Origin of the sequence: Streptomyces mauvecolor, assembly GCF_039532965.1 — a bacterium.
GTDB lineage: Bacteria > Actinomycetota > Actinomycetes > Streptomycetales > Streptomycetaceae > Streptomyces > Streptomyces violascens.
The window spans coordinates 39,280-57,582 of sequence record NZ_BAAASQ010000030.1 but is presented as its reverse complement, the minus strand read 5'-3'; the positions used below and the strand labels follow the sequence as shown (position 1 = coordinate 57,582).

The window sequence follows — 18,303 nt, the reverse complement described above, 5'->3', positions numbered from 1 at the left end:
CAAACGAATTAAATCCGGGATGTGGGACCGGCGGCGCGCAACGGCGCGTTGCACCGCCGCGACCGGGCAGGAGCGGAGGCGGTGCGGGAGGCGCTTGCCTCCTTGGGAGGGCGGAGTCAGCAGGCGTCGCGCAGCAGCGCGGCGAGGTCCCCGTCCATGTCGAGGTACTGGTGCTCGCGGCCCGTCGGCACCAGGAGCTGCGCCTGCTGGAGGAAGCGGCGCACCTCGGAGGTGCGGATGTGGACCATCGCGACGCCCTCGCGAGCGTGGAATTCGAGGACCGTACGGTCGTAGCCGTACGGACGCACCCGGACGTCGCCGACCCCGGCGGGCGCCTCGATGCCCACTTCGAGCAGTTCGCGGGCGAACTCCCAGGAGACCTCGGTGCCTTCGAGGGTGGCCGGCGCGGGGAACGCCATGTGCACGGCGAAGGGGTCCTCGGGGTCGTAGCGCAGCGTCGCGGGAACGGTCTCCATGCGGGGTGCGGACGCGATCAGGCGTACCTGGACGGGCTGCTCGATGACGGTGGACAAAGCCCTGCTCCCTCAGCCTCGGGGGTTCTCTCCTGCCGCCCTGAAGGACGTCGAAATTCAGCGTTCCGTGCACCCGAGGTTCACGTGACCTGCATCACTGCCGCCTGCCCGTGCCCCGGCGTACGACCCGTATTGCTCGCAATAGGACGGATTCCCGTTCTCACCACAGCCACACAACTTCCTGTCTGCCTCACACGGCACATCCTTTTCAGCCTGTTCTACGAGGTCGCTGTCCCGCATCGGACGGTGCCCGGCGTCTCTCGTCGTACGCCTTGGGGCCCGGCTTCTCGGGGCCGCTGACGTAGGCACCCTGGACGGGTGGGGTGGGCTGGGCTAGCTTCCGACGCCATGAGGTCCAAGGGGAAGACGAGACGCATGCTGTCGGTGGGGCTGGGCGGGATGGCGCTGGCGGCCGCCCTGGCCGTGCCGGCCCAGGCGCACGGGCACGGAACTCCGGCGTGGCAACTGAAGGACACCAGGACCGACGTGCGCTTTCGCGGGCTCGCCGCGGTCAGCCGGTCGACGGCGTGGGTCGCGGGGACGAAGGGCACGGTTCTGCGGACCTCCGACGGCGGCCGCAGCTGGCGGAACGTGTCGCCGGCCGGGGCGGCCGGCCTGGAGTTCCGCGACGTGGAGGCCTTCGACGGGCGGCGCGCGGTGGTTCTCGCGATCGGCGAGGGCGAGGCGTCCCGGGTCTACCGGACCGAGGACGGCGGAGCGACCTGGAGCGAGTCGTTCCGCAACACCGACCCGAAGGCGTTCTACGACTGCCTGACGTTCCTGGACCCGCGGCACGGCCTGGCGGTGAGCGACCCCGTCGACGGCAAGTACCGCATCCTGTCCACCGCGGACGGCGGCCGCTCCTGGAACGTCCTGCCCGACAAGGGCATGCCGGCCGCCCTGCCCGGCGAGGCCGGGTTCGCCGCGAGCGGCCAGTGCCTGGTGAGCTCCGGGCCGCGCGACGTCTGGCTCGCCACGGGCGGCGGCGCCACCGGCCGTGTGCTGCACTCCGCCGACCGGGGGCTCACCTGGACGGCCGCCGAGTCGACCATCCCGGCCGGCGACCCGGCCCGCGGGGTCTTCGGCCTCGCCTTCCGCGACCGTACGCACGGGCTCGCGGTCGGCGGCGACTACCGGGCCGGCCAGGCGTCACCGCGGGCGGCGGCCGCCACCGGGAACGGCGGCCGGGCCTGGCACCAGGCCGCCACCCCGGTCGCCGCCTACCGCTCCGGCGTCGCCTGGCTGCCCCACTCCCGCTCGTCCGCACTCGCCGTCGGCCCGACGGGCACGGACCTGACGCGCGACGGGGGCCGCACCTGGCGCACGGTGGACACCGGCTCGTACGACACCGTCGACTGCACGGCGGACGGCGGATGCTGGGCGGCGGGGGAGCAGGGCAGAGTGGCCCGGCTGGCCGACTAGCTCGGCAACTTCTGCTGGAACGCGGCCAGTTCGGGAGCCACCTTGGTCGCCAGGAACTCGGTGATCCGGTAGGTGGCGAAGTCATTCACGTTGAAGGGGTCGGTCGCGACGATCTCGTCGATCGCCGCGCGATCGTCCCCGACCGCCAGGACGACGCCGCCGTCGCGCGGCACCTTGCGCCCGGAGGCGATGAAAACGCCGGCGTCGTACTGCGCGTTGAGCCAGGCGACGTGGTCGGCGAGCAGTTCGTCGACCCGGTCGAGCGGGACGAGGTAGGTCAACTCGATGATGAACATGATCGCCAGGCTACTCCCGGGCAGCTTGAGGCTCCCCGGGGTCAGAACACGCGGGCCATGCCCACCGACTCGGGCGCGGTCTCGGCGAAGCCGAACTGCCCGTAGAGGCGGCGTGCTTCGCCGTCCGCGATCAGCGACACGTACGCGGTGGCGGGCGCCCTGCGCTCCAGCTCCGCCGTCAGCGCGGCCATGATCCGCTTGCCCAGGCCGCGGCCCTGGTGGGCGGGGTGGACGCAGATGTCGGTGACCTGGAACGCGGTGCCGCCGTCGCCGATGATCCGGCCCATCCCGACCGGCTCCCCATTCGCGTAAAGGATCACGCCGTACCAGGTGTTGGGCAGCGCCAGGGCGACCGCCTCGGCCGATCGGTCGGACAGGCCCGCGACGGTACGCAGATGGCGAAAGGTCTCGGGAGAGGGCACGCCCTCCCGAACTTCGTAATGGTCGGTCGCATCATCCATGCCTTACATGCTAAGCGCGGGGGGCCGCGATTCGCCAGCACTGGGTCCAGTTGAGGGGCGCGGCTTAGGGTGGCCCCCATGAAGATCACGGGGATTCCGGCGGCCTGGCCGGACAGTGAGGCGGCCGCCCTGGCCGTGCAGGACGAGCTGCGCGGCAAGGTCGTGCTCGACGAACCGGGGCCGGCGCCGGGCAGCGGGCTCGTCACGGGGGTCGATGTGGCGTACGACGACGAGCGGGACCTCGTCGTCGCGGCCGCCGTCGTGCTCGACGCGGCGACCCTGGAGGTGGTCGAGGAGGCCACCGCCGTCGGCCGGGTGGCCTTCCCCTACGTTCCCGGATTGCTCGCCTTCCGCGAGATCCCCACCGTGCTCGCCGTCCTCGAACGGCTCGACTCCGGCCCGGGGATGGTCATTTGCGACGGCTACGGACTCGCGCACCCGCGCCGCTTCGGCCTCGCCAGCCACCTCGGCGTACTCACCGGGCTCCCCGTGATCGGCGTCGCCAAGAACCCGTTCACATTCACCTACGAGCAGCCCGGCCCGCGCCGCGGAGACAGCGCGCCGCTGCTCGCCGACGACGGGGCCGAGGTCGGCCGCGCCCTGCGCACCCAGAACGGCACCAAGCCCGTGTTCGTCTCGGTCGGCCACCGGGTGAGCCTCGACGGCGCGTGTGCCCACACCCTCGGACTCGCCCGCCGCTACCGCCTCCCCGAGTCCACCCGGCACGCCGACTCCCTGTGCCGCCGCGCGCTCAAGGAAGCCCAACAGGCCTCTGCCTAGGGCCAGTTGACGGGCTCAGCGCGTGTCCGCCACCCGGAAGCGCATCCCGGCCGCCTGGAGCCGCTCGGTCAGGGCCGGACCCATCGCGGTCGCGGGCGTCAACTGGCCCGCCAGTTCGGGGAGTTTGTCGAAGGCCAGGCTGAGCGCGCCCTCGGCCAGGATCTTCGCCGTCTCGTCGTAGCCGGGGTCGCCGCCCGACACCTCGGTGAAGACCCGGCGGCCCCCGCCCTCGCCGACGAAGCGGACCGTGAACCAGCTGCGCCTCCGCCGTGCCTCGTCCGGGCCGTTGCCCGCTTCGTAACGGCTCATCAACCACGCACGTGCGGGCGGGAGCTGGGTGACCGCGGCGACGGCGCCCACCGCGGCCACCCCGCCGATCGCGACCGGGAGGTGCTTCACCGCGGCGAAGTGCCGGTAGCGGAAGTCGGGCCCGTAGCGTTCGTCGGCCGCCGCCGATCGGGCGATGACCTGCGGGTCGATGGTGGGCATGGGCAGCGCCCAGGTGCCGGTCTCCTTGCTGAAGTGCGGGGCGCCGAGCGGGGCGCGGGCCCGCCGGCCCACCAGGCGCGGCTCGTGCAGCCGGCGCTCCTTGGCCGCCCGCGCGGTCTGCGCGCCGCGCCCGAGCGCGGTCAGCGCGGAGGCCAGCGTCCCGCCGGAGAACGTCGCATTCGTCCGTACGAAGCCGTCGATCCGCAGCGGCACTCCGGTCGGGAGCTGCTGCACGGTGAACAGGACGCCGAGGTCGTGCGGTGCCGAGTCGAAGCCGCACGCGTGCACCAGGCGGGCGCCGCGCTCGCGGGCTCGCGCGTCGTGGCGTACGTACATGGTGTCCACGAACTCCGGCTCGCCGGTCAGGTCGAGGTAGTCGGTGCCCGCCTCGGCGCACGCCTCGACCAGGCCTTCGCCGTACCAGACGTAGGGGCCCACCGTGGTGGCGACGACGCGCGCCGACTCGGCGAGCGCGCGCAGCGAGGCCGGGTCGGTGGAGTCCGCGGTGACCAGGGGCAGCCTGGCGCACGCCGGGTTGAGTTCCGCGAGCCGCTCGCGCAGCCGCTCCAGCTTGGTGCGGTTGCGGCCCGCGATCGCCCAGCGGCAGTCGTCGGGGGCGTGGGTCGCGAGGTATTGGGCGGTCAGCGACCCGACGAAACCCGTCGCGCCGAACAGCACGATGTCGTAAGTCCGCTTCGAGGGTTCCACCGTGTGCCTCCGCACTTGAGCTGCCTGGTGACGCCGTGGCTGATGCCGGGTTGTGAGGCTAGCGTGCGGTCGGCGATCTGGGCAGTCGCCCCTGAGAGTGCGGTGATCAGTGGGGGGAGCGGTGCGGGTCAAGCCCGGCGTATCGGGGCAACGGCGCCCGAGCGGCGGCCGCACATGCTGAGCGGTTGCTCATGGGGGCTTGTGCGGAGTGGAACGTGTTCTTAGCATCATTGATGTTACATCAGTTGTGTCACAGTGCTGGGGGCTTGATGACAGCGACAGGAACCGGCCCGCTCGCCGGGGTGCGCGTGGTCGAGCTGGCGGGCATCGGGCCGGGCCCGTTCGCCGCCATGCTCCTCGCCGACCTCGGTGCCGACGTGGTGCGCGTGGACCGTCCCGGCGGTGCCGGCCTCGGCATCGACCCGGCGTACGACCTGACCAACCGCAACAAGCGCTCCGTGATCATCGACCTCAAAGCGCCCGAAGGCCCCGGCCTGGTCCTCGACCTCGTCGAGCGCGCCGACATCCTCATCGAGGGCTACCGGCCCGGCGTCGCCGAGCGCCTCGGCGTCGGGCCCGAGGACTGCCTGGCCCGCAACCCCGGGCTCGTCTACGGGCGGATGACCGGCTGGGGCCAGGACGGGCCGCTCGCCCAGCGGGCCGGGCACGACATCGCGTACATCGCCATCACCGGCACCCTCGGCATGATCGGCAGCCCGGACCAGGGCCCGACCGTCCCGGCCAACCTCGTCGGCGACTACGCCGGCGGCTCGCTCTACCTCGTCATCGGCGTGCTCGCCGCCCTCCAGCACGCGCGCGGCGGGGGAGCGGGCCAGGTCGTGGACGCGGCGATCGTCGACGGCGCCGCCCACCTCGCCACGATGATCCACGGCATGCTGGCGGCCGGCGGCTGGCAGGACCGGCGCGGCGCCAACCTCCTCGACGGCGGCTGCCCCTTCTACGGCACGTACGAGACCTCGGACGGCCAGTACATGGCGGTCGGCTCCCTGGAGCAGCAGTTCTACGACGAGTTCATCCGGCTCCTCGGCATCGAGGACGCGGCCCCCGCCCGCAAGGACCTCGCCCGCTGGGCCGAACTGCGCACCACCATCGCCGACCGGTTCCGCACCAGGACCCGCGAGGAGTGGACGGCCGTCTTCGAGGGCTCGGACGCCTGCGTGGCGCCGGTCCTGTCCCTGAAGGAGGCGCCGCACCACCCGCACCTCGCGGCCCGCGCCACGTTCACCGCGCACGGCGGCATCACCCAGCCCGCGCCCGCACCCCGCTTCTCCGTCACCCCCGGATCCGTCCGGAGGCCCCCCGCGATGCCGGGCGCCCACACGGCGGATGTCGCCCGCGACTGGGACCTGCCGGGGCTCTCGGCGGGCCCGGCATCAACTCCCGTACAGGAGGCTTGAGTTGAAACGGCAGATCTTCACCGCCGAGCACGAGGCGTTCCGCGAGACCGTCCGCACCTTCCTCGCCAAGGAGGTCCTGCCGCACTACGAGCAGTGGGAGAAGGACGGCATCGTCTCGCGGGGGGCCTGGCTCGCGGCCGGAAAGCAGGGGCTGCTCGGGCTCGCCGTGCCCGAGGAGTACGGGGGCGGCGGCAACGACGACTTCCGCTACAGCGCGGTCCTCGCCGAGGAGTTCACCCGCGCCGGGGCGGCGGGCCTCGCGCTCGGCCTGCACAACGACATCATCGGGCCCTATCTGACCGGGCTCGCCACCGAGGAGCAGAAGCGGCGCTGGCTGCCCGGCTTCTGCGACGGCTCCCTGATCACCGCCATCGCCATGACGGAACCCGGCGCGGGCTCCGACCTCCAGGGCATCCGCACCACCGCCGAGGACAAGGGCGACCACTGGCTCCTGAACGGCTCCAAGACGTTCATCTCCAACGGCATCCTGGCCGACCTGGTCGTGGTGGTCGCCAAGACCACCCCCGAGGGCGGCGCCAAGGGCCTGTCCCTGATCGTCGTCGAGCGCGGCGCCGAGGGTTTCGAGCGCGGCCGCAACCTCGACAAGATCGGGCAGAAGTCGCAGGACACGGCCGAGCTGTTCTTCCACGACGTACGCGTCCCGAAGGGCAATCTCCTCGGCGAGCTCAACGGCGCCTTCATCCATCTGATGACCAACCTCGCCCAGGAACGGATGGGCATCGCGGTCGCCGGGATCGCCGCGGCCGAGTACCTCCTGGAGATCACCACGAATTACGTCAAGGAGCGCGAGGCCTTCGGCCGGCCGCTGTCCAAGCTCCAGCACATCCGGTTCGAGATCGCCGAGATGGCCACCGAGTGCGCCGTCACCCGCACCTTCCTCGACCGCTGCATCGTCGACCACGCAGACGGGGAGCTCGACGCCGTGCACGCCTCCATGGCCAAGTGGTGGGCCACCGAACTGCAAAAACGCGTCGCCGACCGCTGTCTCCAGCTGCACGGCGGCTACGGCTACATGACCGAGTACCGGGTCGCCAGGGCCTTCACGGACGGCCGTATCCAGACGATCTACGGCGGCACGACCGAGATCATGAAGGAGATCATCGGCCGTTCCCTGCTCGGCTGACCACGCCGAGCCGGCCGCCTGGCTGCCGGGCCCACCGCGGCTCCCCAGAACCACCCTCATCCGAAAGGCTTGACGTTGAGCACCGAAGCGTACGTATACGACGCGATCCGCACCCCGCGCGGCCGCGGCAAGGCCAACGGGGCCCTGCACGGCACCAAGCCGATCGACCTCGTCGTCGGCCTGATCCACGAGATCCAGGCACGCTTCCCGGGCCTGGATCCGGCCGCCATCGACGACATCGTGCTCGGCGTCGTCGGCCCGGTCGGCGACCAGGGCTCCGACATCGCCCGCATCGCGGCGATCGCCGCCGGGCTGCCCGACACCGTCGCCGGCGTCCAGGAGAACCGCTTCTGTGCCTCCGGCCTCGAAGCGGTCAACATGGCTGCCATGAAGGTCCGTTCAGGCTGGGAGGACCTCGTCCTCGCGGGTGGCGTCGAGTCCATGTCGCGCGTGCCGATGGCCTCCGACGGCGGTGCCTGGTTCGCCGACCCGATGACCAACTTCGACACCAACTTCGCCCCGCAGGGCATCGGAGCCGACCTCATCGCCACCGTCGAGGGCTACTCGCGCCGCGACGTCGACGAGTACGCCGAGCTGTCCCAGGAGCGGGCCGCCGAGGCGTGGAAGGACGGCCGGTTCGCGCGGTCCGTCGTCCCCGTCAAGGACCGCAACGGCCTCGTCGTCCTCGACCACGACGAGCACATGCGCCCCGGCACCACCGCGGACTCGCTGGCGTCCCTCAAGCCCTCGTTCGCCGGGATCGGCGAGATGGGCGGCTTCGACGCCGTCGCGCTGCAGAAGTACCACTGGGTCGAGGAGATCAACCACGTCCACCACGCGGGCAACTCCTCCGGCATCGTGGACGGTTCGGCCCTCGTCGCCATCGGCTCCAAGGCCGTCGGCGAGCGGTACGGCATGACCCCGCGGGCCCGCATCGTCTCCGCGGCAGTCTCCGGCTCCGAGCCCACCATCATGCTGACCGGCCCCGCGCCCGCCAGCCGCAAGGCGCTCGCCAAGGCGGGCCTGACCATCGACGACATCGACCTCGTCGAGATCAACGAGGCGTTCGCCGCGGTCGTGCTCCGCTTCGTCAGGGACATGGGCCTCAGCCTCGACAAGGTCAACGTCAACGGCGGCGCCATCGCCATGGGCCACCCGCTCGGCGCGACCGGCGCGATGATCCTGGGCACCCTCGTCGACGAGCTGGAGCGCCGGGACCTGCGCTACGGGCTCGCCACGCTGTGCGTCGGCGGCGGCATGGGCATCGCCACCGTCGTCGAGCGTCTCTGACCGTCCTGTCCCGGCACCCCCTCATACGGAGATTTCAGCAATGACCGAGAGCACGACCATCCGCTGGGAACAGGACGAGACCGGCGTCGTCACCCTCGTACTCGACGACCCCAACCAGTCCGCCAACACCATGAACCAGGCCTTCAAGGACTCCATCGCGGCCGTCGCGGACCGCGCCGAGGCCGAGAAGGACTCCATCCGGGGCATCATCTACACCTCCGCCAAGAAGACCTTCTTCGCGGGCGGCGACCTCAAGGACATGATCCAGGTCGGCCCCGAACTCGCCCAGCAGGCCTTCGACACCGGCACCGCCATCAAGGCCTCGCTGCGCCGCATCGAGACCCTGGGCAAGCCGGTCGTCGCCGCCATCAACGGCGCGGCCCTGGGCGGCGGTTACGAAATCGCGCTGGCCTCCCACCACCGCGTCGCGCTCGACGCGCCCGGCTCCAAGATCGGCCTGCCCGAGGTCACGCTCGGCCTGCTCCCGGCCGGCGGCGGCGTGACCCGCACCGTACGCCTCATGGGCATCACGGACGCCCTGCTCAAGGTGCTGCTCCAGGGCACCCAGTACTCCCCGCGGCGCGCCCTGGAGAACGGCCTCGTGCACGAGGTCGCGGCCACGCCCGAGGAGATGCTGGCCAAGGCGCGCGCGTTCATCGACGCGCACCCCGAGTCCCAGCAGCCCTGGGACGTCAAGGGCTACAAGATCCCCGGCGGCACCCCGTCCAACCCGCGCTTCGCGGCCAACCTGCCCGCCTTCCCGGCCAACCTGAAGAAGCAGCTCCAGGGCGCCCCCTACCCGGCGCCGCGCAACATCCTGGCGGCCGCCGTCGAGGGCTCCCAGGTCGACTTCGAGACCGCGCTCACCATCGAGGCCCGCTACTTCACCGAGCTGGTCACCGGGCAGACCTCGAAGAACATGATCCAGGCGTTCTTCTTCGATCTTCAGGCCGTCAACTCCGGTGTCAGCCGTCCCCAGGGCATCGAGTCGCGCCCCGTCCGCAAGGTCGCGGTCCTCGGCGCCGGAATGATGGGTGCGGGCATCGCGTACTCGTGCGCGCGGGCCGGCATCGAGGTCGTCCTGAAGGACGTGTCGCTCGAAGCCGCCCAGAAGGGCAAGGCGTACTCCGAGAAGCTGCTCGCGAAAGCGCTCTCACGGGGCCGCACGACCGAGGCCGAGCGCGACGCGCTGCTCGCCCTGATCACGCCCACCGCCGACCCGCGGGATCTGGCCGGCTGCGACGCCGTCATCGAGGCGGTCTTCGAGGACACCGCTCTCAAGCACAAGGTGTTCCAGGAGATCCAGGACATCGTCGAGCCGGACGCGCTGCTGTGCTCCAACACCTCGACGCTGCCGATCACCGGTCTCGCCGAAGGCGTCTCGCGCCAGGCCGACTTCATCGGCCTGCACTTCTTCTCGCCGGTCGACAAGATGCCGCTTGTCGAGATCATCAAGGGCGAGCGCACCGGCGACGAGGCGCTGGCCCGCGCCTTCGACCTCGTACGCCAGATCAAGAAGACGCCGATCGTCGTGAACGACTCGCGCGGCTTCTTCACCTCGCGCGTCATCGGGCACTTCATCAACGAGGGCGTCGCGATGGTCGGTGAGGGCATCGAGCCCGCGTCCATCGAGCAGGCGGCGGGCCAGGCCGGCTACCCGGCCAAGGTCCTGTCCCTGATGGACGAGCTGACGCTGACCCTGCCGCGCAAGATCCGCAACGAGACCAAGCGCGCGGTCGAGGAGGCGGGCGGCGTCTGGCCCGGCCACCCCTCGGACGCGGTCATCGACCGCATGGTCGACGAGTTCGGCCGCACCGGCCGCAGCGGCGGAGCAGGGTTCTACGAGTACGGCGAGGACGGCAAGCGGGGCAGGCTGTGGCCCGGTCTGCGCGAGCACTTCACGCAGGCGGGCGCCGAGATCCCGTTCGAGGACATGAAGGAGCGGATGCTCTTCTCGGAGTCCCTGGACACCGTCCGCCTCTTCGAGGAGGGCGTGCTCACCTCGGTCGCCGACGCCAACATCGGCTCGATCATGGGCATCGGCTTCCCGGCCTGGACCGGCGGCGTCATCCAGTACATCAACGGGTACAAGGGCGGCCTGCCCGGCTTCGTGGCCCGCGCCCGCGAGCTCGCCGAGCGCTACGGCGACCGCTTCCAGCCGCCGGCGCTCCTTGTGGAGAAGGCGCTGAGGGGCGAGACGTTCAAGGACGTGTAGCCCGCGCGGGGGCGCCTGGGGGAGCTACTCCCCGGGGCGTCCCTCCGCCGATCCGAACGCCGCCCTGAGCTCCTCCTTGAGCGACCGCTGGAACGCGGTGACCAGGGCTTGCAGGACCATCGGCTGCATGTGCGCCGAGAGGGACTTCATCGCCTCGACGTGATCGGGGTCCGACTCCCGCTCGCGGTACGGGTTCCAGACCTCGTCGCGGAAGAGCCGGGTCAGCTCGTGCGCGGCCGAGCGGGTGTGCTCCATGAGCACGGTTCGGGCCGCCAGGATCGTCTCGTGCGCGATCGGTACGTCCAGGAGCTGGACGCCGAGCGCGAGGAGACCGGGGTCGACGCGGAAGGTCTGGGGGGACCCCGGGATCCGCTCCAGGACGTTCATCGCGGCGAGCCGGTCGATGTCGTCGCAGGACAGCGGCCGCCCGGCCCGCCGCTCCAGTTCGGCAAGGCTCGCGTCGTCCGCCGAGTCGGGCGCCCAGGAGGCGACGACGGCCCGGTGGATGGCCAGGTCGTGGGCGCTCAGATCGTCCGGCAGCTGCTGGAGATAGCGCTCGATCGCGGCCAGCGTCATCCCGTGGTGCTGCAACTCCTCGATCAGCGCGAGCCGGGACAGGTGGGCGGGCCCGTAGTGCCCGACCCGGCGCGGCCCGATCACGGGCGGCGGGAGCAGCCCCCGGGTGCTGTAGAACCGGATGGTCCGCACGGTGACACCGGCCCGCGCGGCCAGCTCGTCAACCGTGAGTGTCGGCTCCTCGGTCTCCGTAGCCATGGCAGTGCCTCGCCTCCCCGGTGTCCCCGGCCGCCCCCGGTGTGCGTCCGATCTGGTGTAACAGTATTGCTGTCTCACCGGGAGGTGCATAGGGACCGTGGCGGGCGGCGACCGTCGCCAAGGTGGATCTGGGGGGGGGCGAGGTCGCGCCACACCGGCCGTACGCCACTCGCAGGGCACGAGAAGCCGCTCTTGCCTGGAAAAAACACGCAGTGCGCTTCCGTCTCGGATCCGAGGGCGCGGGCAAACAGCGCCGCTCACCTCCCTGGCCCCCGCCCCGGGCTGCGACCTCGCTCCAAGTGGGCTGGCAGACTGGCCAGTTATGAGTGATCATGACATTGACCGGTGCGGCGTCGGCGTGACGTTCGGGCTGCTGGCCGCGTGGGCGCTGCACGACGCCGAGGAAGTCGTCACGGTGCCGCGCTGGACGCGTGACGGGGTGCCCGAGCTCCGCGGACGGTTTCCGCGGGTGCCGGATCGGATATGGCGGCGACTGGAGACCATCGACCGGCGCGAGTTCGCGACGGCCGTCGCGGGGATGGCCGTCGTGGTCGCCGCTGCGGCCGCCGACGGATACCGCACCGGCGGCCGGTCCGCCTTCTACCAGGGGACCCTCAACGGATTCGGGCTGCACGGGCTGGTGCACCTGGCGCAGGCCGCGGTGGTCCGCGGATACGCACCCGGCTCGGTCACCTCGCCCCTGCTGGTCATCCCCTTCACGCTCTGGGCCCGCGGCCGACTGCGCCGGTCCGGAGTGCTGCGCCCCACGCGCCCCCGCGACGCGGTACAGGGCCTCGCGATCGCTGCGGCGGCCACGGTCGGATCGCACCTGATGGCGCGACGCGTTCTCGGCCGGAGCTGAATGCGGGAGCGCCCCGGTCGCCCGGCACCAGCCGGTCGACCGGGGCGCTGAGGGCCCCCGTCGGCTACGGCGTGCGGCCGGCCTGGAGGGGGTAGTGGTCGCTCAGGTTCGTGTACGTGTAGTCCGTGCCCCAACTGCTCACGGTCCAGGGCGCGGTGGACTCCTGCACCACGTTGTTGTTCCAGCCGGACGGGCGCGCGTGGCCCGCGAGGTGCAGGACGTAGTCCAGGTCCTCGCTCGGGTCGGTGGGGTAGCGGTAGTGCGCGATCGAGTTCTCGGCGGTGTCGAAGGAGTACGCGTGTCCCGTCCGTGAATCGGCGCCCACCAGACCGCTGTTGGCGAGCATCGAGGCGTACTCGGGACCGTGCGAGTCCACGTTGAAGTCGCCCGCGACCATGACCTCCTCGCTCGCCGGGATGTTCTTCGCGTCGAGGAAGGACTTGATCGCCTTGAACTGGAGGGCACGGTCCTTGACGGCCTCGCCCGCGCCGCACCCGGAGTCCGTCGACTGGGTGTGGGTGCCGACGATGTGCACCTTGGTGCCGTTCACGTCCAGCACGGCATAGACGAAGCCCTTGTTGGACCACCAGTCCGAGCCGCAGGCGTCCTTGTAGACGTACTGCTCCTTGTGCAGGATCGGCCACTTGCTGAGCAGGGTGACGCCGCCGTCCTCGGGCGTGGTCGAGGAGTACGAACCCCCGGTCGCGTCCCAGCCGTCCTTGCCGCGGCCCACGACGGGCGTCTGGTACGGGTACTGGGCGGAGGCGTTCCGCTTCAGCGCGTCCGAGGCGGAGTTGTCGAACGCCTCCTGGAGCACGACGACGTCGTTGCCCTGGAAGAAGGGTGCGGCGGGTATCGCCTGGGACCGGTGGTCCTGGCCCCAGTTCGGGTACAGGTTCTGGCTCATGAGGAACGTGTTGTACGTCAGCACCTTCAGCCGGGGCGGCTCGGCTGCGGCGGCAGGAGCGGGGGTGGCCGCCGCCAGCGTGACGGCTGCGAGCGCGGCGGCGAGGACCGCCCCGGGGGCTCGGCGGAGCGAGGAGTGCGGCACGTGAACTCCTGTGTCTGGAGTGGGGATTTGGACCGGCGCGCACATCAAAGCAGCTGCGGTTACCTAGAGGTAACCTCCGTGCGCCCCCTGTCTTACCCCTGTCGTACGATCAGACGTACGAACGCTCGGACAACACCAGCCACGGGCGTGTGCGCGAGAGAAGGTGCCAAGGCGTGAAGCTTCTCCCCATGAATGTGGGCCCCCTCAATCCCACGGTTCCCGATCTCCTGATCGGGTTCGTCCTCTTCCTGCTCTGCTTCTGGATGATGGCCGGCGTGCTGCTGCCCCGCATCAAGCGGACGCTGGAGCAGCGCGAGGCGCTGACGACGGGCCGCTCGCGCGAGGCCGAGGCCATCCTCTCCGAGGCCGCCGAGGTGCGAGCGCGGTACGAGGCGGAGCTCGCCGGGGCGCGGCACGATGCGGCCCGCATCAGGCAGCAGGCCAAGGAGGAGGGCGCCGCGGCGATAGCCGCGGCCCGCGCCGAGGGCAACCGCGAGCGCGACGAGATCCTCGCGGCCGGCACCGCGCAGATAGCCGCCGCCCGCGTGGCGGCCGAGGCCGAACTGCGGCCGTACGCCGAAGAGCTGGCCGCCGAACTGGCCGGCCGCATCCTCGGCGAGCCACTGCCGACCCCGGCCGGCCGCTGAGCCGATCCGCGGAGCGCCCCCGGTGAGCGGGCCTCACCGGGGGCGCTGGTGGACCGCGCGCTGGAGGTCTGTGGCCTCGGCGGGACGGCGCTCCGGAGCGGCCTGAGTGCGGGAGTGACTCCAGTAGGGCTGCTCCCGGAGCGATCCCGTATGCCGCCCAATCCTCGGCACATCTGCTCCCTCGACGGCCCCTGTGTGCCGCCGTGACCTGCGGGATTGCATACTGGAATCCCTAGAGACACGGCAGTGCACCACCGACCCGTCAGCCCCAGGGAGCCCAGAGCCATGAGCCGCCGCGACGTCGCGCCCGTGCCGCCTCCGCCCGGCGGTGTGCTGTGGAGCCTGGCCGGAGACATCAGGATGCTGCTCACCCTGCCCGCGGCTCTCACCATGCAGGTGGCGCACCCCGCGGTCGGGGCGGGCGTGGACGAGCACTCGGTGTTCCGCACCGACCCATGGGGCCGCGGAGAGCGCTCGCTGCGTTCGCTCCAGCTCTGGGTGTACGGAGGTGAGCAGGCGGCCGAGGAGGGGCGCCGGCTCCGGGAACTGCACAAGACCATCCAGGGCACGGACGCCACCGGCCGCCGCTACCACGCGCTCACCCCCGCCTACTACGCGTGGGTGCACGCCACCGGATACCCCGTCTACGCACATGCCCAGCAGTACCTCGGCCGCCCCTTCACCGACGCCCAGCACCGCAAGCTGTACGCGGAGTGGCTCCAGGTCGGCCGGATCCTAGGGATCAACGACCGGGACATGCCGGCGACCATCGAGGAGTTCTGGCCCTACTACCGCAAGGTCCTCGCCGACGAGATCCGTACCAACGTCGTGGTCGAGGAACTGGTCGCCATCGACCGCCCGGTCCCGCCCCCCGACCGTGGCCCGCTGCTCCTGCGCCTCCTCCTGAGGGCGCTCTGGCCAGTGCTGTTGCCGCCGCTCGCACGCTTCCGCCGGTTCGTCACCATCGGCTTCATGCCGCCGGACGCACGCGAGGCGATCGGCCTCGACTGGACGGACGAGCAGGAGCGGAAGCTGCGCCGCTTCGGCCGGGTGGTGCGTGCGGTCGTGCCGGTACTGCCCGAGCGACTGCGCTATCTGCCGCTCGCGCGCAAGGCGCGGGCGGAGTTCAGGCGCTCGGTGCAGCGCTGAAACGGCGCCCCGTCGCAGAGCTCGCCACCTTTTAAATCCCCTGATCCTGGGGCATGTTGGGTGATTTCCACGTCGATGCCGGACAGTGCTCCGCGTCGGTGCGGACAACCCCTTGCCCAATGGTCAAGAATCGTTGACCATTGGGTCCATGCCTGCCGACGATCTTCCCGAGACGCTTCACGTCACTACTGACGAGCAGCTGCGCGCCGTCTCCAACCTCACACGCCACCGCATCATGGCCGTACTCCGCTTCGAGCCCGCGACGATTACTCAGATCGCCGAGCGCGTGGGCCTCGCGAAGGGGAGTTCCAGCTATCACGTACGGCTCCTTGAGCGGGCCGGCCTGGTGAAGGTGGTGCGGACGCGGAAGGTGCGGGGAGTCACCGAGCGGTACTACGCGATGGCCGCACGGGCGATCGTGCTGCCCGATCCGGGCGAGGGAGGACCGGATGTGCTGATGCGGCACGCGGTGGCAGACCTGGAGGCATCGCCGGCGGACGCCGAGCGGTACGTGCGGATGGCGCATCTGCGGCTCACCGAGGAGCGGTTCGCGGAGCTGGGGGCCCGGCTTGAGGCGCTGGCGGACGAGTACCGGGAGCTGTCCGATCCGTCGCTGCCGGACGTGTCGCTCACCTTCGCGCTGTTCCGGCCGGCCCGGCACGAGCAGGCCGAAGGAGACTCCAAGTGACACAGGAGACAGGGAAGTTGACGGACGGGTTCGCGCGGCTGTGGACCGCGCAGACGATCTCCTCGCTCGGTGACGGGGTGACACACGCCGCGCTGCCCCTGCTCGCCCTGACGCTGACGCGCGATCCGATGGCGCTCGCCGTCGTCACGGCCGCCGGGACGCTGCCGTGGCTGCTGTTCGGGGTGCTCGGCGGCGCGCTGGTGGACCGCTGGGACCGGCGGCGCACGATGTGGGCCGCGGACGCTGCGCGTGCGGTGCTGCTCGCAACACCCGCGGCGGCGGCCGCGCTCGACCTGCTGAGCATTGCGCTGCTCGCGGTCGTCGCTTTCCTGCTCGGCCTCGGCGGTCTCTTCTTCGACACCGCCGCCACCGCCTATCTGCCGGATCTGCTCGGCCGCGACCCCGCACTCCTGGAGCGGGCCAACTCCCGTCTGCGTGGCGCCCAGACCGCCGCGTCCGGCTTCGCGGGGCCGCCCGCGGGCAGTGCGCTGCTCGCGCTCGGGCGGGCCGTGCCGCTGCTCGCCGACGCCGTGTCGTTCGCGCTCTCCGCACTGCTCGTGCGGTCATTGCCCGCCGCTCCCCGGCCCGTACCGCAGTCCCGCGAGTCACTGCTCCGGCAGGCGAGGGCGGGGGCCGCCCACGTCTTCCGGGACCGGTTGCTGCTCGGGCTCGCGCTCCGTCCGGCGGTCGGGAACATCGCCTTCCTCGCCGTGGAGACCGTGCTTGCCCTCTTCGCGCACGACCGCCTCGGCATCTCCGCCTTCGGCTTCGGCCTGCTCCTCACGGCGGAGGCCACCGGCGGCCTGCTCGGCGCGGCCATCGCCTCCCTCCTCGGCCGACGACTCGGCACCGGCACCGCGCTGACCTGCACAGCCGCGGTCGAGGGACTCGCCATCCTGGGCCTTGCCACCGCCCCGGACCCGTACGTCGCCGGGCTCGCGCTCGCCGTCTGCGGAGCGGCCATGGGGGCCACCATGGTGCTCGGCCCCTCCCTGCGGCAGGCGATCGTCCCCGCCCACCTGATGGGCCGGGTCGCCTCCACCTCCCGCATGCTCGCCATGTGCGCGGCTCCGTTCGGGGCCTTTCTCGGCGGCTGGCTGGCCACCACCTACGACGTACGCACCCCGCTCTACGCCGCCGCCGGGCTCCTTCTCGCCATGACCGTCGTCACGGCGACCATGACCAGCAACCGCCGCGTCGAGGCGGCGCTGCGGGCCGCCGCCCCGGCCGGTGGTCCGGATCACCCGGAATTCAGCGCAGCGACGTAGGACCGAGCGCCCGATCAGGCAGTGGCGCGCCGCACCAGCACCGTCGGGGTGATCACCGAGGCGGGCGGGACCCCTTCGGTGCCGCCCTGGTCGAGCCCGCGCAGCAGCAGGCGCGCCATCAGCCGGCCCATCTCCTCGACCTCCTGGCGCACGGTCGTCAGGGGCGGGTCGGTGGCCTCCGCGACCGAGGCCATGTCGTCGAACCCGACCAGCGCGACATCCTCCGGCACGCGCCGCCCGCGCTCGCGCAGCACCCGCAGCGCGCCCGAGGCCATCAGGTCGTTGGCGGCGAACACGGCGTCCAGGTCCGGTCGGCGCGCGAGCAGTTCGGCCATGGCGTGGGCCCCGCTCTCCACGGTGAACGCGCCCTCCGCCACCAGCGCCGGATCGGCGTGTGGGAGTACGTCGCGGTAGCCGTCGAGCCGGTCGGCCGAGGCGGTCTGATCCAGCGGGCCCGCGATGTGGGCGATGCGCCCGCGTCCGATGGAGAGCAGATGGCGCACGGCCTCACGCGCCCCACCCCGGTTGTCGGCATCGACGTAGGGAACTGCCGTCGGGAAGCCGGGCCGGCCGCCGAAGACCGTCAGCATGCCGGCGCCGCGCGTGATCGCGGGCAGCGGGTCCTCGTCGTGCAGCGAGAACGCGAGCGCTCCGTCGACATGACCACCCGTCAGATAGCGGGAGATCCGCCCGTAGTCGTCCGGCCCCTCGACGAGAAGCAGCACCAACTGGGTGTCGTGGGCGGCGAGTTCCTTGCTGATGCCGCGGATCTGCCGGGAGAAGAAGGGATCCGAGAAGAACCGCGTCTCCGGCTCGGCCACGATCACGGCGACCGCGCCGGTACGCCGGGTCACGAGCGAACGGGCCGCCTGATTGGGGATGTATCCGAGCTCCTCGACGGCCTGGCGCACCTTGTCGACCAGGGGCGGCCGCACCCCCGTGCCGCCATTGACGACGCGGGACGCCGTCGCCCGGGACACCCCGGCCCGCGCCGCGACGGCCTCGAGCGTGGGCCGTGCCCCGAAGTACTGCTCGGTCAAGGCAGGTTCTCCTCATCGGCGGATCGCTCGACGACCCCTCGGCGGAACTGCGTTGCCGGGCAGCGTAT

Annotated in this window: 18 protein-coding genes; 11 read left to right on the top strand and 7 right to left on the bottom strand. The window is 71.6% G+C overall.

All coding sequences use genetic code 11. The annotated features are described in order from the left end of the window. Positions 1 to 116 precede the first annotated feature (116 nt). Complete coding sequence (gene ssgD, locus ABD346_RS32175) at positions 117 to 533, bottom strand: spore wall synthesis regulator SsgD (RefSeq protein ID WP_344379688.1); 417 nt, start codon at positions 531 to 533, stop codon at positions 117 to 119. A gap of 348 nt (positions 534 to 881) precedes the next feature. Here ssgD and ABD346_RS32170 point away from each other — a divergent pair, with 348 nt between their 5' ends. Further along, positions 882 to 1,955, top strand: coding sequence for a WD40/YVTN/BNR-like repeat-containing protein (locus ABD346_RS32170; protein ID WP_344379686.1), 1,074 nt, complete (start codon positions 882 to 884; stop codon positions 1,953 to 1,955). Here the strand turns inward: ABD346_RS32170 and ABD346_RS32165 are convergent. Both ABD346_RS32165 and ABD346_RS32160 read right to left on the bottom strand, forming a co-directional pair. Further along, complete coding sequence (locus ABD346_RS32165) at positions 1,952 to 2,251, bottom strand: YciI family protein (RefSeq protein WP_344379684.1); 300 nt, start codon at positions 2,249 to 2,251, stop codon at positions 1,952 to 1,954. The two genes, ABD346_RS32170 and ABD346_RS32165, sit on opposite strands and share 4 nt — an antisense overlap. Before the next feature lie 41 nt (positions 2,252 to 2,292). Beyond that, on the bottom strand, positions 2,293 to 2,712 hold the full coding sequence (locus tag ABD346_RS32160; protein ID WP_344379682.1) for a GNAT family N-acetyltransferase: 420 nt from the start codon (positions 2,710 to 2,712) through the stop codon (positions 2,293 to 2,295). 78 nt (positions 2,713 to 2,790) lie between these two features. On the opposite strand from ABD346_RS32160, the gene ABD346_RS32155 reads away from it, so the two are divergent. Continuing rightward, positions 2,791 to 3,492: an endonuclease V gene (locus ABD346_RS32155; RefSeq protein WP_344379680.1), complete on the top strand. Its 702-nt coding sequence runs from the start codon at positions 2,791 to 2,793 to the stop codon at positions 3,490 to 3,492. A 15-nt stretch (positions 3,493 to 3,507) separates the two neighbouring features. On the opposite strand, the gene ABD346_RS32150 is transcribed toward ABD346_RS32155, so the two are convergent. Next, positions 3,508 to 4,689, bottom strand: a complete 1,182-nt coding sequence (locus tag ABD346_RS32150) for a saccharopine dehydrogenase family protein (RefSeq protein ID WP_344379678.1) — start codon at positions 4,687 to 4,689, stop codon at positions 3,508 to 3,510. Positions 4,690 to 4,922: 233 nt separating this feature from the next. Here ABD346_RS32150 and ABD346_RS32145 point away from each other — a divergent pair, with 233 nt between their 5' ends. The 4 genes from ABD346_RS32145 to ABD346_RS32130 all read left to right on the top strand — a co-directional run bounded on the left by ABD346_RS32145 (position 4,923) and on the right by ABD346_RS32130 (position 10,756). Continuing rightward, a complete protein-coding gene (locus ABD346_RS32145; protein WP_344379676.1) occupies positions 4,923 to 6,107 on the top strand; it encodes a CaiB/BaiF CoA transferase family protein in 1,185 nt (394 codons plus the stop codon). Position 6,108: 1 nt separating this feature from the next. Next, on the top strand, positions 6,109 to 7,251 hold the full coding sequence (locus ABD346_RS32140) for an acyl-CoA dehydrogenase family protein (RefSeq protein ID WP_344379675.1): 1,143 nt from the start codon (positions 6,109 to 6,111) through the stop codon (positions 7,249 to 7,251). Between the two features lie 75 nt (positions 7,252 to 7,326). Beyond that, positions 7,327 to 8,541: an acetyl-CoA C-acetyltransferase gene (locus ABD346_RS32135; protein ID WP_344379673.1), complete on the top strand. Its 1,215-nt coding sequence runs from the start codon at positions 7,327 to 7,329 to the stop codon at positions 8,539 to 8,541. Between the two features lie 40 nt (positions 8,542 to 8,581). Further along, positions 8,582 to 10,756, top strand: coding sequence for a 3-hydroxyacyl-CoA dehydrogenase NAD-binding domain-containing protein (locus ABD346_RS32130; RefSeq protein WP_344379671.1), 2,175 nt, complete (start codon positions 8,582 to 8,584; stop codon positions 10,754 to 10,756). A gap of 24 nt (positions 10,757 to 10,780) precedes the next feature. Here ABD346_RS32130 and ABD346_RS32125 read toward each other — a convergent pair whose 3' ends face one another. Beyond that, positions 10,781 to 11,530 carry a MerR family transcriptional regulator gene (locus ABD346_RS32125; RefSeq protein ID WP_344379669.1) on the bottom strand — a complete coding sequence of 250 codons (750 nt, stop codon included), beginning with the start codon at positions 11,528 to 11,530 and terminating at the stop codon, positions 10,781 to 10,783. Between the two features lie 322 nt (positions 11,531 to 11,852). Between ABD346_RS32125 and ABD346_RS32120 the strand changes: the two genes are divergently transcribed. Next, the gene (locus ABD346_RS32120) at positions 11,853 to 12,392 is read left to right on the top strand and encodes an HXXEE domain-containing protein (RefSeq protein WP_344379667.1); all 540 of its coding nucleotides are present in this window, start codon (positions 11,853 to 11,855) and stop codon (positions 12,390 to 12,392) included. 64 nt (positions 12,393 to 12,456) lie between these two features. Here the strand turns inward: ABD346_RS32120 and sph are convergent, their stop codons facing one another. Continuing rightward, positions 12,457 to 13,443: a sphingomyelin phosphodiesterase gene (gene sph, locus ABD346_RS32115; protein WP_344379665.1), complete on the bottom strand. Its 987-nt coding sequence runs from the start codon at positions 13,441 to 13,443 to the stop codon at positions 12,457 to 12,459. A 173-nt stretch (positions 13,444 to 13,616) separates the two neighbouring features. Here sph and ABD346_RS32110 point away from each other — a divergent pair, with 173 nt between their 5' ends. From ABD346_RS32110 to ABD346_RS32095, 4 genes are all read left to right on the top strand, one after another. Next, complete coding sequence (locus ABD346_RS32110) at positions 13,617 to 14,090, top strand: F0F1 ATP synthase subunit B (RefSeq protein WP_344379663.1); 474 nt, start codon at positions 13,617 to 13,619, stop codon at positions 14,088 to 14,090. Positions 14,091 to 14,375: 285 nt separating this feature from the next. Continuing rightward, positions 14,376 to 15,239 carry an oxygenase MpaB family protein gene (locus ABD346_RS32105; RefSeq protein ID WP_344379661.1) on the top strand — a complete coding sequence of 288 codons (864 nt, stop codon included), beginning with the start codon at positions 14,376 to 14,378 and terminating at the stop codon, positions 15,237 to 15,239. Between the two features lie 148 nt (positions 15,240 to 15,387). Further along, positions 15,388 to 15,927 carry an ArsR/SmtB family transcription factor gene (locus tag ABD346_RS32100; RefSeq protein WP_344379660.1) on the top strand — a complete coding sequence of 180 codons (540 nt, stop codon included), beginning with the start codon at positions 15,388 to 15,390 and terminating at the stop codon, positions 15,925 to 15,927. A gap of 17 nt (positions 15,928 to 15,944) precedes the next feature. After that, positions 15,945 to 17,195 carry an MFS transporter gene (locus ABD346_RS32095; RefSeq protein ID WP_344379816.1) on the top strand — a complete coding sequence of 417 codons (1,251 nt, stop codon included), beginning with the start codon at positions 15,945 to 15,947 and terminating at the stop codon, positions 17,193 to 17,195. A gap of 14 nt (positions 17,196 to 17,209) precedes the next feature. Here ABD346_RS32095 and ABD346_RS32090 read toward each other — a convergent pair whose 3' ends face one another. After that, entirely contained in the window at positions 17,210 to 18,235 is a 1,026-nt protein-coding gene (locus tag ABD346_RS32090) for a LacI family DNA-binding transcriptional regulator (RefSeq protein ID WP_344379658.1), read from the bottom strand. Positions 18,236 to 18,303 lie beyond the last annotated feature (68 nt).

Bases quoted from the DNA above. Each gene is read 5' to 3' on its own strand.
- ABD346_RS32170 (WP_344379686.1), top strand. From the start codon at position 882: ATGAGGTCCAAGGGGAAGACGAGACGCATGCTGTCGGTGGGGCTGGGC.
- ABD346_RS32165 (WP_344379684.1), bottom strand. From the start codon at position 2,251: ATGTTCATCATCGAGTTGACCTACCTCGTCCCGCTCGACCGGGTCGAC.
- ABD346_RS32160 (WP_344379682.1), bottom strand. From the start codon at position 2,712: ATGGATGATGCGACCGACCATTACGAAGTTCGGGAGGGCGTGCCCTCT.
- ABD346_RS32155 (WP_344379680.1), top strand. From the start codon at position 2,791: ATGAAGATCACGGGGATTCCGGCGGCCTGGCCGGACAGTGAGGCGGCC.
- ABD346_RS32145 (WP_344379676.1), top strand. From the start codon at position 4,923: ATGTTACATCAGTTGTGTCACAGTGCTGGGGGCTTGATGACAGCGACA.
- ABD346_RS32130 (WP_344379671.1), top strand. From the start codon at position 8,582: ATGACCGAGAGCACGACCATCCGCTGGGAACAGGACGAGACCGGCGTC.
- ABD346_RS32125 (WP_344379669.1), bottom strand. From the start codon at position 11,530: ATGGCTACGGAGACCGAGGAGCCGACACTCACGGTTGACGAGCTGGCC.
- ABD346_RS32120 (WP_344379667.1), top strand. From the start codon at position 11,853: ATGAGTGATCATGACATTGACCGGTGCGGCGTCGGCGTGACGTTCGGG.
- ABD346_RS32105 (WP_344379661.1), top strand. From the start codon at position 14,376: ATGAGCCGCCGCGACGTCGCGCCCGTGCCGCCTCCGCCCGGCGGTGTG.
- ABD346_RS32100 (WP_344379660.1), top strand. From the start codon at position 15,388: ATGCCTGCCGACGATCTTCCCGAGACGCTTCACGTCACTACTGACGAG.